Consider the following 16,379-nt stretch of genomic DNA (forward strand, 5'->3'; position numbering starts at 1 on the left):
GCGAGCCCGGGGCCGCGCGGGCGGGGTCTCAAATGCCCTGCGCCTCAGGCGTGTTGGTCCTGGCCCGGTTGATCCGGTTGATCCGGTGCCGGCAGGTCCGGGCGTACGGCTCCCAGGATCGGGTACGCCGCGATCGGGGAGACCTGGATCTTCTCGCCGGTGCGGGGGGCCTGGATGACCTCGCCGTTGCCCAGGTACATCGCCACGTGGGTGGCCTCAGGGAAGTAGACGACCAGGTCGCCCGGGCGCAGCTGGTCCAGCCCGACCTTCGGCAGCCGGGCCCACTGTTCCTGGCTGGTGCGCGGGATCGGGGTGCCCGCCCGGTCCCAGGCCGCGGAGGTGAGGCCGGAGCAGTCGTAGGAGTCCGGGCCCTCCGCCCCCCACTCGTAGGGCCGGCCGAGCTGGAGCCGGGCCCACCGCACCGCGCGGGCGCCCTGTGCGGTGGGCCGGCGCTCGGCGCCCAGGGCGCCGGAGGTGACGAGGTGGCGCTGCGCCGTGTCGACGCCGCTCCGCTCGGCCCGCGCGAGCGCGGTGAGTCGGCCGGCGGAGAGGGAGGCGAGGAGTCTGTCGACGTCGTCGAGGCGGGCGCGGACGGCGTCGCGGTCCTTCTTCCGCCGTGCGGTGAGCGTGAGTTGGCCGTCGAGCGCCTTGCGGGCGGCGCGGGCCAGCTCGTCGCTGCGCTTCTCGCGGCCGGCCAGCCGGCCCACCGTCTTCGCCCGGTCCCTCGCCAACTCCCCGATGAGATGGCCCTCGTCGAGCGCGTGCTGCGGATCGCGGGCGAGCAGCAGGCGTACGTAGGGGGAGAGGCCGGTGCTGCCCTGGTACTGCTGACGGGCCAGCCGGCCGGCCGCGCCCCGGCTGTCGGCGAGCGAGAGCCGGGCCCGGGCGAGCGCGGTGTCGAGGCGGGCGACCTCGGCGCGCCGCTCGCGCAGTCTCTCCTCGGTGGCGTCGTACGTCTCGGTGGCCCGTTCGGCGTCCCGGTACAGCCCCTGAAGGTCCGTCAGCAGTTCGGCCACCGAGCGCTGTCCGGGCTCCGGCGGCCGAGGCGCGGCGCTCGCGGGCAGCGGCGCGAGGGCGGTGCCGGCCGCCGTCGCCGCCACGCAGACCAGACGGAGAAGCCTTCCTGACACGTCATCACCTCCGGTACGGAGCGCGGTCCTTCCGCTCCCCACCGCGAGCATCGGACGCCCGTGCCGGGACCGCGCGCGGGGTGCGCGGTTCGGCGCAACCCGGTCACCCGTCGGTGTCCTCCGGCTTGCCGCCCGGCGTGGCGTCCGGCGCGGTGCCGGATCCGGCGGCCGGCCTGGACCAGGGCCACCTGGGGCCGGCGCTCCGCGCGCCCTCGGGGTCGTAGGCGTACTTCCAGCCTCTGGGCAGACCCAGCCGCCTGCTGTGACCCCGGGGGACCCGCCGGTAGACGAGGACGGTGGGCGGGCCGCCGGCCGCGTCGGGGACCGGGATGCGGTACGTCTTGGGCGGGGTGCCGGTGGTCCCGAGCAGTACGGGCAGCACGCGCCCGTCCATGGGGCCGCCCTCGAACGGGGTGTCTTCGCTCTTCACGCCCCCAGTGTCAGCCATCCGCCGCGAGGCCCCGCACCAGCGCGGCGGTCTGCGGGTCGCGGGCGGCGGTCACCGTGAGCACGGCCACGAACTGCTCCACCAGCCAGTCCCGCAACTCCTCGGCCGGCGGCTGCTTCTCCTCGTCCAGCCAGATGAGGGAGGCCGCCTCCACCGCCGTGATCCACATCCGTACGGTCATCCGGAGGCGGGGGCCGGGCTCCGTGACGCCGAGATGGCTGAGGATGTGCGCGGCGGCGGCCCGGCGAACACCGTCCACGATGGCCGTCGTACGGGACGTCTCGACGACGCTGCCGCCCTGGAGCAGCGCGCTGAACCCGGCGTCGTGCTGGTCGACGAAGCCGAGGTAGCGGTCGAGGGCGCGGGAGAGGCGGCGGAGCGGGGGGCCCTGGCGGGGCTCGTCGAAGCACTGCCGGAGCTCCTCGGCGGCGGACCGCAGGGCGGCCTCGTACAACTGCTGCTTGCCGCCCGGGAAGTACCGGTAGACCAGCGGACGCGAGACCCCGGCCGCCTCCGCCACGTCGTCGAGGGAGACCTCGTCGGGCGCGCGGTGCGCGAAGAGGGTCAGCGCCGCCGCGAGCAGTTGGCTGCGCCGCTCCTCGACACTGAGCCGGCGGTAGGCGGGGGTGGGAGCCTGCGGGGTCATTCCCGCAGCGTAACCGCTCCGCCCCGGCCGGCCCGGGGCCCTGCTCAGGCGAGGAGTCCCGACGCCTTCCACAGCCGGCGGCCCGCACCCCGCAGCACACCGATGTCGTCCAGGAAGTCCGTCAGACGCTTCGCTCCCGTCCGCATGACCTCCCGGCGGTGGCCGCTGGCCTGCGCCTGGGCGACGGCCTCGCGCTTGTCCAGGCCGACGTTGGTGTAGACGTCGGGGTTGACGAAGGCGACCGAGAAGACCCGGGCGAACTCGCCGGAGGTGATCCGGGTGAACTCCTGTGACCAGCGCGGCGCGGTGATCATCTGGCGGCGCAGTTCCTCACGGGCGTACCGGACGTGGCGGGCCTCCTCCACGACGTGGATGCGGGTCACGCCGCGGACCAGGGACTGGACCCGCTCGTCGGGGAAGGTGAGCCGCTGCATCCAGTCCAGGACCTCCTCGCCGAGCAGCGTGGCGGTGAAGGAACCGGGCGTGGTGGAGATGGTCTTGAAGAGGCGGCCGAGGTTCTGGTGGGCGCGGCTGACCGGGTACCAGGGCGTGCCGCCGCGCGAGATCAGCCGGGCGAACATCTTCGAGTGCCGGCACTCGTCCTCGATCTCGGTCAGCGCGTACCGCACGTGCGCGCTGGTCGCCGCCTTGTCGTAGACGTGCCGGACGAGCAGCTGCATCAGGATCAGCTCGAACCAGATGCCGAGCGAGGCGAGCGCGGCGGCCTCGTGCTGGGACAGCAGGATCCGCTGCTCCTCGCCCATCCGCTTCCACAGCGGGGTGTCGTAGAGCGAGACCAGCTCCGGCGGCCAGAACCACTTGCCCTCCTCGAAGGGCGCGTCCCAGTCCAGTTCCTTGTCCGGGTCGAAGGAGTGCTTGGCGGACGAGGCGAGCAGCCGCTCGGCCACCTGCTCGCGGTCCTTCAGCAGCCCGAGCGCGTCACGCAGTCCGTCGAGCGCGTCCGCTTCCGTGAGGGGAGTCATGGTCTTATGAGACTGCCTGTCAGCAAGCTCGTCAACCCTCTCGCGGGACTTGTTGACTCGATGTCTACCGCGGTCCCCTAGACCTCGCAGCCCAGTCCTTCCGGCAGGGCCACCGGTGCCACCGGCTCCGCGCCGGTCGCCCGGAACGACGTACGGAGGGTGAAGGCGTACGGGGCCGGGCCGTGGGCGCGCAGATGGAGCAGACGGTCCTCCGCCTCGGCCACCGTGGGGCGGTGGCCCGCCGGAACCCACCACAGCACCCCCGTCGCCTCCCGCAGCCGCTCGAACCACTCGCGGCGGCGGGCGAGGAGCTCCCGGTGCCGCCCCTGGTACATGAAGGCCGTCAGGGCGTCGGTGTCCCGCCACACCGACATGTTGACGATCAGCCACTCGTCCCCGAGGACCGGCACTCCCCCAGCCTTCGGCCGGGGGGACCCCCACGTCGCGTTGCCGGAGTCGCTCTGCAGCCGCCAGCGGAAGCCGTCCGAGGTGTCGGCGACCGCGTTCACCGGGTCGAGGGCGTCGACGAAGTCCCTGAGTTCGGCGGAGTCCAGCGGAAAGGCGAGGCGGGCGACATTGACCTGGGCGAGTTCGTACGACACGGCAGTCGGCTCAGTCATGACCGCACGCTAGGCCCCGGATGGTGACCCCCGGTACCCCCCCCCGCCTCACGGAGCGAGCACCGCCTCCATCACCGCCTTGGCGATCGGGGCAGCGTCCCCGCCGCCGCTGATCTCCCCGCGGTGCGCCGACGCGTCCTCCACCACCACCGCGACCGCCACCTTCGGCCCGGCGTCCCGCTCGCCCTGCGCCCAGGAGACGAACCAGGCATACGGGGTACCGGAGTTGCCGATCCCGTGCTGCGCGGTGCCGGTCTTGCCGCCGACGGTCGCGCCGGGGATCGCCGCGTTGGCGCCGGTCCCCTCGGTCACCACGCCGGTCATGAGCTCCCGCATCCGCGCGGCCGTCGCCGGGCTCATCGCCTGGCGGACCGGGTGCGAACCGGCCGTGAAGACCGTGCCGCCGCCCGACCGGACCGTCCGCTCCACCAGGTACGGCGACCGCAGCAGGCCGCCGTCGGCGACCGCCGCCGCGACCATCGCCATCTGCAACGGCGTGGCCCGCGTGTTGTACTGGCCGATCGACGACAGGGCGAGCTGCGCCCTGTCCACCGAGGTGTCGAAGGTGCTGGCGGAGACCGCGAACGGCACCCGCAGCGCGGTGTCGTTGAAGCCGAGGGCCGTCGCCGTGGCCCGCATGTGCTTCAGCCCCACGTCCACGCCGAGTTTCGCGAACACCGTGTTGCACGACCACTCGAAGGCGGACCGCAGCGGCGCGTCGGCACACCCGTCGGCCTCGTTCGTCAGCTTCGTCGAAGTGCCGGGCAGCGTGAACGGGTCCGGTGACCTGGTCGCCGCGTCCAGGTCCGTGACGACCCCCGCGTCCAGCGCCGCCGCCGCGGTGACCACCTTGAACGTCGAACCCGGCGGATACGTCTGGCGCACCGCCCGGTTGAGCATCGGCCTGTCCGGGTCGCGGTTGAGCCGCGCCCAGGCGCGCCGCGCCACCGGGCCGTTGCCCGACAGCGGCCCGGGGTCGTAGGACGGGGTGGAGACCAGGGCGAGGATGCGGCCGGTCGACGGTTCGATCGCGGCCACCGCGCCCGTGCGCCGGCCGAGCCCCTGGTACGCCGCTCGCTGCGCCGCCGCGTCGATCGTCGTGACGACGCTCCCGCCGGGGTTCCGGGCGCGGGTCAGCTCGTTCCACAGCGGGAGCGGCGCGAGCACCGGGTCGGTGCCGGAGAGCACCCCGTCCTCGGAGTGCTCCAGGAGCGTCGTGCCGTACTGCTGCGAGGCGAAGCCGGTCACGGGCGCGTACAACGGGCCGTCCCGGTACGTCCGTTCGTAGCGGAGCTGCTCGCCGGAGTCCCGGGAGCCGGTGACCGGCCGGCCGCCGACCAGGATGGCGCCGCGCGGCTGGTGGTAACGGGCGATGGACGGGCGGCGGTTGGCGGGATTGTCATCGTAGGAGCGGGCCTGGAGGAGCTGGACGCGGGCGGCGTTCACCAGGAGGGCGGCCAGGAGCAGCGCGCAGAAGACGGCCGCGTGCCGGACGCAGCGGGTCATGCGGAGACCTCGGCCCGGTCGGCGCGGGGGGTGCGGGCCGCGTCACTGACGCGGATCAGCAGCGCCACGATCGTCCAGTTGGTGACGACCGAGGAGCCGCCCTGGGCGAGGAACGGCATGGCCATGCCCGTCAGCGGGATCAGCCCGGTCACCCCGCCCGCGATCACGAAGACCTGGAGGGCCACGATCGACGCGAGCCCGGCCGCGAGCAGCCGGCCGAAGGGATCGCGGAGCGAGGGCGTGACCGCGCCCGGCGGATGCGGCGGCCCCGGCTCGAAGCGGCGGGCGGGCTCCATGCCGGCCCGGTAGCCGCGCTCCACGAGCAGGCCGTAGAGGAGGATGATCGCGCAGAGGCCGGCCAGGCCCAGTTCCTCGCCCGCCGTGGCCAGGATGAAGTCCGACTTGGCGGCGAAGCCGATGAGGACGGAGTGGCCCCGGCCCAGGCCCGTGCCGAGCAGGCCGCCCGCCGCGAACGCGAACAGGGACTGGGCGAGCTGGTTGGGGCCCTGGCCCGCCTCGATCGACGCGAACGGGTGCAGCCAGTCCTCGACCCTGCTGTGCACGTGGGGTTCGAGCCGGCCCACGGCGACCGCGCCGAGCGAGGCGAGCAGCAGACCGACCACGATCCAGCCGGTGCGGCCGGTGGCGACGTAGAGGAGGACCACGAAGAGGCCGAAGAAGAGGAGGGAGGTGCCCAGGTCGCGTTCGAGGACCAGGACGCCGACGCTCAGCAGCCAGACCGCCACGAGCGGGCCGAGCACCCGGCCGGTGGGCAGGCGCAGGAACCAGACCCGGCGGCCCGCGTAGGCCAGCGCGTTGCGGTTGGCCGCCAGGTACGCGGCGAAGAAGACCGCCAGCAGTACCTTCGCGAACTCGCCCGGCTGGAGGGAGAATCCGGCGATCCGGATCCAGATCCGGGCGCCGTTCACCGCCGGGAAGAAGACCGGCAGGGTGAGCAGGGCCAGCGCGGTGACCACGCTCACGTAGGCGTAGCGCTGGAGGACCCGGTGGTCGCGCAGGGCGAGGACCACCGCGATGAAGAGCGCCACGCCCAGCGTGGACCAGACGAGCTGGGCGGGCGCCGCCCGGTCGCCCGGTGTCTCCAGGTCGAGCCGGTAGATCAGGACCAGGCCGAGGCCGTTGAGGAGCACGCCGATCGGCAGCAGCAGCGGGTCGGCGTGGGGGGCGCGCAGCCGGACCGCGAGGTGCGCGAGGAGGGCGAGCACGCCGAGCCCGGCGCCGTAGCCGGTGGCGCCGGGCGGGACGGTGCCGTTCCTGGCCAGGCCGACAGCGCAGTAGCCGTACACGGAGAGGAGTACGGCCACGACGATGAGGCCGAGTTCGGTGCCACGGCGCCGGGGGAGGCGTACAGCGGGCGTGGGAGGGTCCGCTGTGACGGCGGTTCCGGCCTGAATCATGTCCGGAACTTACCGAAATGGTGCTTCTTGTGACGTATGCGCACCGGGTGTGCCGTGTGTGTCTCCGCCCCCGGGGCCGGCGGCGGGGTCAGCACCAGCGCGGCGCGGCTCCGATGTTGTCGATGTAGCGCGCCGAACCCCAGGCCCAGGTGCCGTCCGTGAGGAGGTACCAGAGCGGGTTGCCACGCACGGAGTCGCCGCCGGTCTTGCAGAAGATCGAGACCCGCTGACCGCGGTGGACGTACCGGATGACCCGGCTGCCGCGGTCCGGCCGGGAGCGCAGGGCCAGCGAGTCGGCGGTGACGACGCCCCGGTAGAGGCGCGGGTCGCGGTCGTGGTCGCCGCGCCCGTCGGAGTCGCCCCGGTGGCCGGAGTCCCCGTCGCCCCGGCTCCAGTTGTCGTCCTGGCGGCTGACGCCCGGGTCGTCGTCGCCCCAGCCGTCGTCGGCCGCGGCGGGGGTGACGGCGGCGGCGGTGACGAGGGCACCGGCGGCGGCCGCTATGGCGAGGCGGTTGAGGGAGGAGCGCAGGGACATGGGGGATACCTCCACGAATGGGGCGAAGCTGACTAAGCGCCACATTAGGAGGAGTCGGCGGGAGCCGCCCGTCACACTGGGCCATCGGGGACGGCCGCCCCGGGCAGCGTCAGTGTCGCCAGCGCCCCGCCACCGGCCGCGTCGGTGAACTCCAGCCGCGCGCCCAGCACTTCGGCCTGGCCGAGCGCGATGGTCAGCCCCAGCCCGTGGCCGCGCGCGCCGCCCTCCGTACGGAACCGCTGCGGCCCGTGCTCCAACAGATAGTCCGGATACCCGTCCCCGTGGTCCCGCACGGTCACCACCGGCCCGTCCACCGTCAGCTCCACCGGCGCCCGCCCGTGCTTGTGCGCGTTGGCGAGGAGATTGCCCAGCACCCGTTCCAGCCGCCGCCGGTCCGTCTCCACCCACGCGTCCCGTACGACCCGCACCTCCGTGCCGCTGCCCGGCCCCCCGGCCACCCGCTCGGCCAGCGCGCCAAGCCGCTCGGTGTCCAGCTCCAGCCGCTCCCGCCGGGTGTCGAGCCGGGAGATCTCCAGCAGGTCCTCGGTGAGCGTGCGCAGCGCCGCCACCCGGTCCCGCACCAGTTCGGTCGGGCGGCCCGGCGGCAGCAGCTCCGCCGCCGCGTGCAGCCCGGTCAGCGGAGTGCGCAGCTCGTGCGCCACGTCGGCGGTGAACCGCTGCTCGCTCAGCAGCTTGCCCTGGAGCGAGGCGGCCATCGAGTCCAGCGCCGCCGCCACCGCGCCCACCTCGTCCCGCGACCGGGCCGGGTCCTTGCTGCGCGGATCGCCGACCCGCGCGTCCAGATCGCCGGCGCTGATCCGCCGGGCCACCTGGGCCGTCCCGTGCAGCCGCCGCGTCACCCGGGCCACCGCGAACGCGCCGACCAGCAGGGTCGCCCCGATCGCCAGCGCCGACGACCAGACGATCGCCCGGTCCAGACCGTCGATCGTGCGCGCGCCCAGCGAGTAGTCCACCGCCACCGCGAGCACCCGCCCCCCGTCGGCCGGGCCCGCCGCCCACATCGTGGGGCGCCCCCGGCGCGTGGCGACCATCGTGCCCCGGTCCCCCTCCGCCGCCAGCCGGCGCAGCGGCCCCGGCAGCTCCGCGGAGTCGACGCTCGCGCCGCGCCCGAGCGAGTCCCCCGCCTCGTACGCAGAGGTCGCCTCCGTCAGCCGCGCCAGCGCCAGGTCCCGGGCCTGCCCCACGGTCTGGTCGGTCACCGAGACATGCACCAGCACCCCGAGCAGCGCGGCCAGCGCGCAGCACATGACGGTGATGAACACCGCGGCCTTCATGGCCAGCGTCCCCGCCCACCGGGGCCGCGCGAACCTCATCGCCCGCTCGCCGAGGGCGTCGGGACCGGCGAGCGGTGTCCCCGGTGCTTGCCGCGCGGCCCGGTCCGCAGGAACTCGTCGTGGGTGAGCAGCATCGCCTTCTGCTGCGCGTCCCAGGTCCACTGGACGCGGTACTCGTACCCGGCCAGCTCCGACGGCGAGCGGATGATGACCGAGCGGCCGGCCAGTTCGACCCCGCTCACCGCGTCGTCGTTCGCCATCACCCGCACGAGCCGGTGGTGCTCCACCGTGTAGACGCGCACCGCCGTCATCCGGGTCGGCAGCAGCCGGAAACCCAGCGTGAGGTCGTCGCGCCCGTCGCCGGTCAGGTCCCGGTAGTAGGGCTTGAGCACGGGACACCCGCTCCGCTCCGCGTCCTTCGCGCAGTCGCCCATCCGCGCGGTGGTCCCCCGGTACGGAGCCTTGGCGCCGGAGTAGTCGCGGGGATGCGCCGCGATCTCGGCCCGTACGACCGTCACCGGGTCCACCCCGCGGACGTCGTCCCCGGGGACGGTGACGCCCTTCACGGTCTCGGTGTCGGCCTCGTCGAAGTCGTAGGCGGGGGAGGAGGCGGGTGACAGGCCGGGCCAGAGCTTCGCCGGGCTGGTGGCCGTCGGGGTCGGGCCCGCGCCGCGCAGGGCGCCGGTGTCGCCGCAGGCCGCCGCGGTCGCCAGCAGCGGGGCGACGAGGAGGGCCGTGACGACGGCGCGCGCGGGTCTCCGTGGCGGCGCGGGGCGGCTGGCGGGCACTGTTCTCCTGCGTCGGAAGGGGCGGGAGGGGCGGGAGGGACGGGACGGGTGTGAGGGGCGTGGGGCTGCGACAGGGGCGCCGGTGCGATGCCCCGCACACCTTATTCGTAGGGAAGTCCTCTTTGTTCGTCCCGGCCGCGGGGCGGCGGGACTCCGCACGGGCCGGGCGCGGACACGGCGGACCCGCACACCGGCCGGGGAGGCGACTACTCGGCCAGCTCCTCCAGCAGCCGGGCCGTGGGCAGACCGGCCCGCAAGTACTCGACGAAGAGTTCGTTGTGCAGGGCCCAGGGCGAGCGGCGGGTGCGGATCAGACGTATCGCCTCGTCGGCGGAGCGGCCCCGGCGGACGAGGGCGTGGGCGACGACAAGCCCCGAGCGGTTGTAGCCGTGGTAGCAGCGGACCAGGACGGTCCGGCCCTGGTCCAGCGCCTCGCACGCGGCCCGCGCCAGCCGCATCACACCGGTCAGCTGCGTCCCGTCCAGCGGTCCGTCGGGGATCGGCCACACATGGTGCTCCACACCCGGGTCCGGCCCGTGCCCCGGCAGCCGCAACAGGGTCAGCACCAGCCCGAACTCATCGCGCACCACGGCGAGTTCACGCTCCCCAGAGCTGCCGGTGAACTCGTGCCCGCCCATCCACAGACCGGGCACGATCTCGCTCCACGGGCTCTCCGGAGCGGGTACGTCGGGTTGCTTCCTGCGGGTCCGCAACGGCGCCTCCCCAAGCCCCTGCACCTCGTCCCAAAGGTAACCGGGTTCTTGCCCCCGAGCACCCCGCCTGTTCCCATGGTCGGGAGGTGATGGTGCATGACCGGACTGCGCGTCGTACCGACCCGGCGCCATGGACAGGAGCGGCTCTACGTCTGTCTCGGCGACGGACGGAACCTCGCCTGGTACGACCGTGAGGCGGCCCGCGTCAACCTGCTCAGCGAGGCGAGCCGGGACGCGGTGCTGGAGGCGCTCGGCCCCTTCCTCACCGGCCCGGTGACGGTGGGCCCGCCCCCGGTGCCGACCCCGGCGGAGCTGGCCCGCCTCACCCTCCCGCCCGACGACGACCTCGCGCCCAACCGTCCCGGCGAGGCGCTGCACCTCGCCCTCGACCGCGACCCGGCCCCCGCGTACCGGCTGCGCCCCGACCCGCGGCGCCGCGCGCTCGCCGCCGAACAGGCGGTCGGTGAGGCGCTCGACCGGCTCGACGGCGCGGGCTGGCACACCCTCCACTCGATCCCGCTGCCCGGCGGCGACCGGCTGCACCACCTGGCGATCGGCCCCGCAGGTCTCTTCGCCCTCCACACCGTCCATGCCCGCAAGCAACGGGTCACCGTCACCGACCCCATGGTCGCCGTGGGCCGCCACGAACCCGACCCGCTGCTCCGCCGGGTCCGCGCCGACGCCGACCGCGCGTCCCACGCCCTCACCGCCGAGGTCCACCCGGTCCTCGCCCTCGTCGGTCCGGCGGACGTCCGCGTGACGGCCCCGCTCCGCTCCGTCCGGGTCCTCCAGGACACGGACCTGCCGGACCTGGCCCGCGTGGGCGGAGTCCTGAAACCGGCCGACATCGAGGCCCTGCACGCGGCGGCCCGCGACCGGCGGACGTGGGGGAGGGGGTGAGGGGCGGGAGCGGTGGGGTGCGGTCCGTTTCGGGGCGTGGGCCGGCGTCATCCAGCCCGTCCGGCGTTCGACGACGAGGCCCGTGCGGGGCCGAAGCGGGGGTGCGGGGGCAGCAGCCCCGGAAACGGGGTGAGCGACGCCGGAGCACCCGCGACGCCGCACGCCCACCCCCGGCGTGACAGCTACCGCACCCGTCCCGCCCCCTCCGGGTCGAGCAACGGCGCCATGAGATCCCCGACCTCGCTCAGCCGCTGCGCCATCTCCGGTGCCAGGAAGCCGAGTTGACCACCCGCACGACCCGACTCCACCTCCTCCCACGTCACCGGCGCCGACACCCCCGGCTCCCGCCGGGCCCGTACCGTGTACGGCGCGGCGGTCGTCTTCCGCGCGGCGTTCTGGCTCCAGTCCACGAACACCTTCCCCGGGCGCAGACTCCGCGTCATCCGGTGCACGACCAGCTCCGGCATGACGGCCTCCGCCTCGACGGCCAGCGACTTCGCGTACGACGTCGCCCGCGCCGAGGGCACCGGTTCCACCGCCGCCAGCACATGGAGCCCCTTCGCTCCGGAGGTCTTCGGGTACGCCGCGATCCCGTCCGCCGCCAGCCGCTCCCGCAGCCACAGCGCGACCTCCGCGCACTCGACGACCGTCGCCGGCGCCCCGGGATCGAGGTCGAAGACCAGCCGGTCGGCCAGCTCCGGCGCCCCGATCACCCACTGCGGGGTGTGGAACTCGGTGACGAGGTTCGCCGCCCACATCAGCGACGCCAGGTCCTGCACCAGCACCATCCGGGCCGGGCCCGCCGACCGGGGCACCTCCGCGGTGGTGACCCAGTCGGGCGTACCGGGCGGCACGTTCTTGGCGAAGAAGAGCTGCCCGTCGGGGCCGTCCGGGTAGCGCAGGAAGGAGACCGGCCGGTCCCGCAGATGGGGCAGCAGGACCCCGGCGGCGGTGGCGTAGTAGTGCAGGACCTCGCCCTTGGTGAAGCCGGTCGCCGGGTACAGCACCTTCTCCAGGTTGCTGAGCGCGACTCTCCGCCCCTCCACCTCTGTGATCGGCGTCATACGATGAGAATCCCACGAAACCATGACAGACCGGCGGGGTGAACCGGTGGGAAAGGCAGGTGCTGCACGTGCGCTCCATCTGGAACGGCGCCATCTCCTTCGGCCTGGTCAGCATCCCGATCAAGCTGGTCAACGCGACGGAGAGCCACTCGATCTCCTTCCGGCAGATCCACACCGAGGACGGCGGCCGCATCCGCTACCGCAAGGTCTGCGAACTGGAGGACCGCGAGGTCACCCAGGCGGAGATCGGCAAGGCGTACGAGGACGCGGACGGCTCGGTCATCCCGATCACCGACGAGGACCTGGCCGAGCTGCCGATCCCGACGACCCGGACGATCGAGATCGTCTCCTTCGTGCCGGCCGACCGGATCGATCCGCTCCAGATGGACGCGGCGTACTACCTCTCCGCCAACGGCGTCCCCGCAGCCAAGCCGTACACGCTGCTGCGGGAGGCCCTCAAGCGGAGCCACAAGGTCGCCATCGCGAAGTTCGCCCTGCGGGGCCGCGAACGGCTGGGCATGCTGCGGGTCGTCGACGACGTGATCGCCATGCACGGACTGCTCTGGCCGGACGAGATCCGGGCCCCCCAGGGCGTCGCCCCCGACACCGACGTGACCGTACGGGACAAGGAACTCGACCTCGCGGACGCCCTGATGGACACCCTCGGCGAGGTCGACCTCGCCGATCTGCACGACGACTACCGCGAGGCCGTGGAGGAGATGATCGCGGCCAAGGCGACCGGTGAACGGCCCGCCGAGCCCGCGGCCCGCGCGTCGAGCGCCAAGGTGCTCGACCTCATGGCGGCCCTGGAGAAGAGCGTCCGCGACGCCAAGGAGTCCCGGGGCGAGCCGACGGGGGAGAAGGCCGACGTCCGGTCGCTGCCGTCGCGCACCACCCCGAAAGCGTCTGGCGGCAAGAAGTCGACGGCCACGGCGAAGAAGGCGGCGGCGAAGCGGACAGTGCCGTCGGCGTCCCCCTCGGGCCGGGCCACGGCGTCGGGCGCGGGCGCGGGCTCGGACTCGGCGAAGAAGTCGACGCGGTCGACGCAGCCGGCGAAGAGGGCGGCGAAGAAGACGGCGACCGCGAAGTCCACGGCCAAGAAGACCCCGGCGAAGAAGGCGGCCCCCCGCAAACGCTCGGCGTGAACGCGCCCGCACCCCATCGACAAAGGGCGGTTCGTGCGGATCTGCCCGGTGACGTGCCCCGGACACCGGCCGGCGCGGACCCCGCGGCCGGATCGTACGGGGCGGGGCGGCTCCGGCCCGCGCGCCCCGTCGTGCATGCTTGGGTGCGTCATCAGGTGACGGGGGCTCAGAAAAGTGACGTCCTGGGGAATGGCTGACCAGAATTGCCTGTTCGATCTGACGTTCGGCAATTCGGCGGCTACTGTCCAGGACCGTGGAGGTAAGTGGAATGAGTTTCCTCCGGTTCTCCCTGCTGGGACCGCTGCGTGCCTGGCGGGGAACGGTGGAACTGGCGCTCGGCTCACCGCAGCAGCGCGCCGTACTGGCGATCCTGCTGCTGCGCCGGGGGCAGGCCGTCGGTGTGTCCGAACTCATCGACGGGGTCTGGGGCACCCGGCCTCCCTCGGGCGCCGTCGCGATGGTGCGGACCTACATATCCCGCCTCCGCAAACTCCTCGAACCCGACCGGCCCTCGGGCCGGCCGTCCGCGCTGCTGGTCTCCATCGGCGACGGCTACGCCCTGCGCACCGACACGTTCACCAGCGACCTGGCCGAGTTCGACGAGGCCGTCGCCGAGGCGGAGCGCCGCCGCGCGAGCGGCGATCCGGCCGCCGCCGTACGGCAGTTGCGCGCCGTGCTGGCCGCCGGACCGGGCTCCGCGCTCGCCGGGGTGCCCGGCCCGCACGCCGACGTCGCCCGCGCCGACCTCGCCGAACGGCGCCTGGGCGCCCTGGAGTTCACGCTCCGCACCGAACTTGAACTGGGCCGGCACGAAGCCGTCGTACCGGAGTTGATCGCGCTGCGGGACGCGCATCCGCTGCGGGAGGCCGTGAGCGAACTGCTGCTGACCGCCCTCTACCGGTGCGGGCGGCAGGCCGAGGCGCTGGATGCCTACGCGCGCACCCGCCGCACCCTCGTCGACGAACTCGGCATCGAACCCGGCCCGTCCCTGCGCGCCGTGCACGCGCGGCTGCTGGCCGGCGACTCCGGACTCGCCCCGCGCACCCCCCGCCGGGCCCCCGCGGAGACCCGGCCGGCGGAGAACCCGGCCCCGACTCCCCGGCACAAGCCGGACGTTCCCGCACCGGCCCGCCGCGGCGGTGCCGTACGGCCCTCACAACTCCCCGCCGATCTGGCCCTGTTCACCGGCCGCAGGGGCGAACTCGACTGGTCTGACGCCCTGTTGCCCGAGGGTGAGGGGCCGCCCGGCACCGCCGTCATCGTGGTGGTCGACGGCATGGCCGGCACCGGCAAGACCGCCCTCGCCGTGCACTGGGCCCACCGGGTCGCCCACCGCTTCCCCGACGGCAGCCTCTACGTCAACCTGCGCGGCTACGACCGCGGCGGCTCCCGGATGGCACCCGGCGACGCGCTCCAGATGTTCCTGGTGGCGCTCGGCTTGGCCCCGCAGGCGGTCCCCGAGGGGCTCGACGCGCAGGCGGCCCTCTTCCGCAGCGTCCTCGCCGACCGGCGGGTCCTGATCGTGCTGGACAACGCCCGCGACAGCGAGCAGGTACGGCCGCTGCTGCCCGGCACCCCCGGCAGCCTCGTCCTCGTCACCAGCCGCAGCCGGCTCAGCGGGCTGGTGGCAGGACACGGCGCCCACCCGCTCACCCTGAACGTGCTGACCGGCGAGGAGTCGCTGGAGCTGCTCACCCGCCGGCTGGGCGCGGCCCGGGTCGAGGCCGAACCGGAGGCCGCCGCCGCCATCGTCGCGCTCTGCGCCCGGCTGCCGCTGGCCCTGTCCATCGTGGCGGCCCGCGCCGCCCACCACCCCGGTTTCCGGCTCGCCGACATCGTCGCGGAGGTCCGGGGCGACCACGGCAGCCTCGACGCGTTCGTCGTCGGCGACGACAGCGGCACCGACGCCCGCGCCGTCTTCTCCTGGTCCTACCAGGCCCTGGCGCCCGAGGCGGCCACGCTCTTCCGCCGGCTCGCCCTGCACCCCGGCCCCGACATCAGCACCGCCGCGGCCACCGCGCTGGCCGGCGCGAGACCGCGCCAGGTCCGCGCCCTGCTCACCGAACTGACCGGTGCGAGCCTGCTCCTGGAACGGCTGCCGGGCCGCTTCGCCTTCCACGACCTGCTGCGCACCTACGCGGCCGAGCTGACCGAGACGGAGGACACGGAGGCCGTCCGCGCCGCGGCGCTGCTGAGACTGCACGACCACTATCTGCACACCGCCCACAACGCCTCCTCGGTCCTCGACCCGCTGCGCGAGACCATCCCGCTGCCACCGGGTTCGACGGGCAGCGAGCCGCTCCGGTTCAACGACCGGGCCAGGGCGACCGCCTGGCTGCGCGCGGAGCGCTACGTGCTGCGCGCGATCGTGGAACACGCGGCGGCGCGGGGCTACGACGAACACGCCTGGCGCACCGCCTGGGCCCTGGACGTCTACTTCAACCGGCTCGGCTACTTCCACGACGTACTGGAGATCAACAGCGCGGCCCTGCGAGCGGCCCGCAAGCTCGGCGACCTCATCGGCCAGGCCTACTCCCTGTGCGGATTGGGCGTGGCGCACTCCCAGCTCGGCCACGCGCAGCCCGCGCTGCGGCATCTGGAGCGCGCGCTCGACCTGTTCCGGGACGCCGACGACGCGCCGGGGCAGGCCCGGGCCCATCGGGGTCTCGCCTATCTCGCCAACCGGGTGGAGCGTCGTACCGACGCCCTTGACCACTATGTCCAGGCGCGCGCGCTGTACCGGGCGGAGGGTGACCTCAACGGCGAGGCCGGGGTGCTCAACCAGGTCGCCTGGACGTACATCCTGATCGGCGACCACGAGAAGGCCCTCGACTGCTCGGGGGAGGCGCTGCTGCTCTACGAGGAGATGGGCGACCCCTACGGAGGGGCCTCGACGGAGGACACCATCGGGTACGCCCTGCATCATCTGGGCCGGTACGCGGAGGCGATCGAGCACTTCGAGCTGTCGGCCCGGCAGTTCCGGGGGATCGGTGACCGCTATCTGGAATCCGAGGTGCTACGTCATCTCGGCGCCGCCCATCAGGCCATCGGCGACCTGGACGCGGCGCGTACGGCGCTCCGGTCGGCGCTCGTCCTGCTGGAGGAGGGCGGCCACACGGAGGCGGACGACGTACGGCGGGCGCTGCGTGAGATGGACTCGCCGGAGCGGCCGTCCGTCACGCGGTGAC

The 16,379-nt window shown here is 74.0% G+C and carries 15 protein-coding genes; 3 read left to right on the forward strand and 12 right to left on the reverse strand.

The window, feature by feature from the left end; all coding sequences use genetic code 11:
• Positions 1 to 44: 44 nt before the first annotated feature.
• The 11 genes from ABZT12_RS11340 to ABZT12_RS11390 all read right to left on the reverse strand — a co-directional run bounded on the left by ABZT12_RS11340 (position 45) and on the right by ABZT12_RS11390 (position 10,082).
• Positions 45 to 1,130: a C40 family peptidase gene (locus ABZT12_RS11340; RefSeq protein ID WP_356381040.1), complete on the reverse strand. Its 1,086-nt coding sequence runs from the start codon at positions 1,128 to 1,130 to the stop codon at positions 45 to 47.
• Between the two features lie 103 nt (positions 1,131 to 1,233).
• Positions 1,234 to 1,560, reverse strand: coding sequence for a hypothetical protein (locus ABZT12_RS11345; protein ID WP_356381043.1), 327 nt, complete (start codon positions 1,558 to 1,560; stop codon positions 1,234 to 1,236).
• A gap of 10 nt (positions 1,561 to 1,570) precedes the next feature.
• On the reverse strand, positions 1,571 to 2,224 hold the full coding sequence (locus ABZT12_RS11350) for a TetR/AcrR family transcriptional regulator (RefSeq protein WP_356381046.1): 654 nt from the start codon (positions 2,222 to 2,224) through the stop codon (positions 1,571 to 1,573).
• A gap of 44 nt (positions 2,225 to 2,268) precedes the next feature.
• Complete coding sequence (locus ABZT12_RS11355) at positions 2,269 to 3,207, reverse strand: diiron oxygenase (RefSeq protein ID WP_356381048.1); 939 nt, start codon at positions 3,205 to 3,207, stop codon at positions 2,269 to 2,271.
• 77 nt (positions 3,208 to 3,284) lie between these two features.
• Entirely contained in the window at positions 3,285 to 3,827 is a 543-nt protein-coding gene (locus ABZT12_RS11360; RefSeq protein ID WP_356381051.1) for a DUF3291 domain-containing protein, read from the reverse strand.
• Positions 3,828 to 3,875: 48 nt separating this feature from the next.
• Positions 3,876 to 5,333: a penicillin-binding transpeptidase domain-containing protein gene (locus tag ABZT12_RS11365; RefSeq protein ID WP_356381054.1), complete on the reverse strand. Its 1,458-nt coding sequence runs from the start codon at positions 5,331 to 5,333 to the stop codon at positions 3,876 to 3,878.
• Complete coding sequence (locus ABZT12_RS11370; RefSeq protein WP_356381057.1) at positions 5,330 to 6,751, reverse strand: FtsW/RodA/SpoVE family cell cycle protein; 1,422 nt, start codon at positions 6,749 to 6,751, stop codon at positions 5,330 to 5,332. The genes ABZT12_RS11365 and ABZT12_RS11370 overlap by 4 nt, the downstream gene beginning before the upstream one ends.
• Positions 6,752 to 6,839: 88 nt before the next feature.
• Entirely contained in the window at positions 6,840 to 7,286 is a 447-nt protein-coding gene (locus ABZT12_RS11375) for an SH3 domain-containing protein (RefSeq protein WP_356381060.1), read from the reverse strand.
• Between the two features lie 71 nt (positions 7,287 to 7,357).
• Complete coding sequence (locus ABZT12_RS11380) at positions 7,358 to 8,620, reverse strand: ATP-binding protein (RefSeq protein WP_356381063.1); 1,263 nt, start codon at positions 8,618 to 8,620, stop codon at positions 7,358 to 7,360.
• Positions 8,617 to 9,297 (reverse strand): hypothetical protein, encoded by a 681-nt coding sequence (locus tag ABZT12_RS11385; protein ID WP_356381378.1) that lies wholly within the window; start codon positions 9,295 to 9,297, stop codon positions 8,617 to 8,619. The genes ABZT12_RS11380 and ABZT12_RS11385 overlap by 4 nt, the downstream gene beginning before the upstream one ends.
• A 278-nt stretch (positions 9,298 to 9,575) precedes the next feature.
• Positions 9,576 to 10,082 carry a dual specificity protein phosphatase family protein gene (locus tag ABZT12_RS11390; RefSeq protein WP_356381066.1) on the reverse strand — a complete coding sequence of 169 codons (507 nt, stop codon included), beginning with the start codon at positions 10,080 to 10,082 and terminating at the stop codon, positions 9,576 to 9,578.
• A gap of 96 nt (positions 10,083 to 10,178) precedes the next feature.
• On the opposite strand from ABZT12_RS11390, the gene ABZT12_RS11395 reads away from it, so the two are divergent.
• Positions 10,179 to 10,982 (forward strand): NERD domain-containing protein, encoded by an 804-nt coding sequence (locus ABZT12_RS11395; protein ID WP_356381069.1) that lies wholly within the window; start codon positions 10,179 to 10,181, stop codon positions 10,980 to 10,982.
• A 182-nt stretch (positions 10,983 to 11,164) separates the two neighbouring features.
• Here ABZT12_RS11395 and ligD read toward each other — a convergent pair whose 3' ends face one another.
• Positions 11,165 to 12,046 carry a non-homologous end-joining DNA ligase gene (gene ligD / locus ABZT12_RS11400; RefSeq protein ID WP_356381072.1) on the reverse strand — a complete coding sequence of 294 codons (882 nt, stop codon included), beginning with the start codon at positions 12,044 to 12,046 and terminating at the stop codon, positions 11,165 to 11,167.
• A 59-nt stretch (positions 12,047 to 12,105) separates the two neighbouring features.
• On the opposite strand from ligD, the gene ABZT12_RS11405 reads away from it, so the two are divergent.
• Both ABZT12_RS11405 and ABZT12_RS11410 read left to right on the forward strand, forming a co-directional pair.
• On the forward strand, positions 12,106 to 13,191 hold the full coding sequence (locus ABZT12_RS11405; RefSeq protein WP_356381075.1) for a Ku protein: 1,086 nt from the start codon (positions 12,106 to 12,108) through the stop codon (positions 13,189 to 13,191).
• Between the two features lie 268 nt (positions 13,192 to 13,459).
• Positions 13,460 to 16,378 carry a BTAD domain-containing putative transcriptional regulator gene (locus tag ABZT12_RS11410; RefSeq protein WP_356381078.1) on the forward strand — a complete coding sequence of 973 codons (2,919 nt, stop codon included), beginning with the start codon at positions 13,460 to 13,462 and terminating at the stop codon, positions 16,376 to 16,378.
• Position 16,379: the final 1 nt, after the last annotated feature.

This window comes from Streptomyces sp. NPDC005423, from assembly GCF_040606415.1.
Lineage (GTDB): Bacteria > Actinomycetota > Actinomycetes > Streptomycetales > Streptomycetaceae > Streptomyces.

What these genes read in the sequence shown, in the direction of transcription:
- ABZT12_RS11350 (WP_356381046.1), bottom strand. Translation starts at nt 2,224, where the DNA reads ATGACCCCGCAGGCTCCCACCCCCGCCTACCGCCGGCTCAGTGTCGAG.
- ABZT12_RS11355 (WP_356381048.1), bottom strand. Translation starts at nt 3,207, where the DNA reads ATGACTCCCCTCACGGAAGCGGACGCGCTCGACGGACTGCGTGACGCG.
- ABZT12_RS11360 (WP_356381051.1), bottom strand. Translation starts at nt 3,827, where the DNA reads ATGACTGAGCCGACTGCCGTGTCGTACGAACTCGCCCAGGTCAATGTC.
- ABZT12_RS11365 (WP_356381054.1), bottom strand. Translation starts at nt 5,333, where the DNA reads ATGACCCGCTGCGTCCGGCACGCGGCCGTCTTCTGCGCGCTGCTCCTG.
- ABZT12_RS11370 (WP_356381057.1), bottom strand. Translation starts at nt 6,751, where the DNA reads ATGATTCAGGCCGGAACCGCCGTCACAGCGGACCCTCCCACGCCCGCT.
- ABZT12_RS11375 (WP_356381060.1), bottom strand. Translation starts at nt 7,286, where the DNA reads ATGTCCCTGCGCTCCTCCCTCAACCGCCTCGCCATAGCGGCCGCCGCC.
- ABZT12_RS11380 (WP_356381063.1), bottom strand. Translation starts at nt 8,620, where the DNA reads ATGAGGTTCGCGCGGCCCCGGTGGGCGGGGACGCTGGCCATGAAGGCC.
- ABZT12_RS11395 (WP_356381069.1), top strand. Translation starts at nt 10,179, where the DNA reads ATGACCGGACTGCGCGTCGTACCGACCCGGCGCCATGGACAGGAGCGG.
- ligD (WP_356381072.1), bottom strand. Translation starts at nt 12,046, where the DNA reads ATGACGCCGATCACAGAGGTGGAGGGGCGGAGAGTCGCGCTCAGCAAC.
- ABZT12_RS11410 (WP_356381078.1), top strand. Translation starts at nt 13,460, where the DNA reads ATGAGTTTCCTCCGGTTCTCCCTGCTGGGACCGCTGCGTGCCTGGCGG.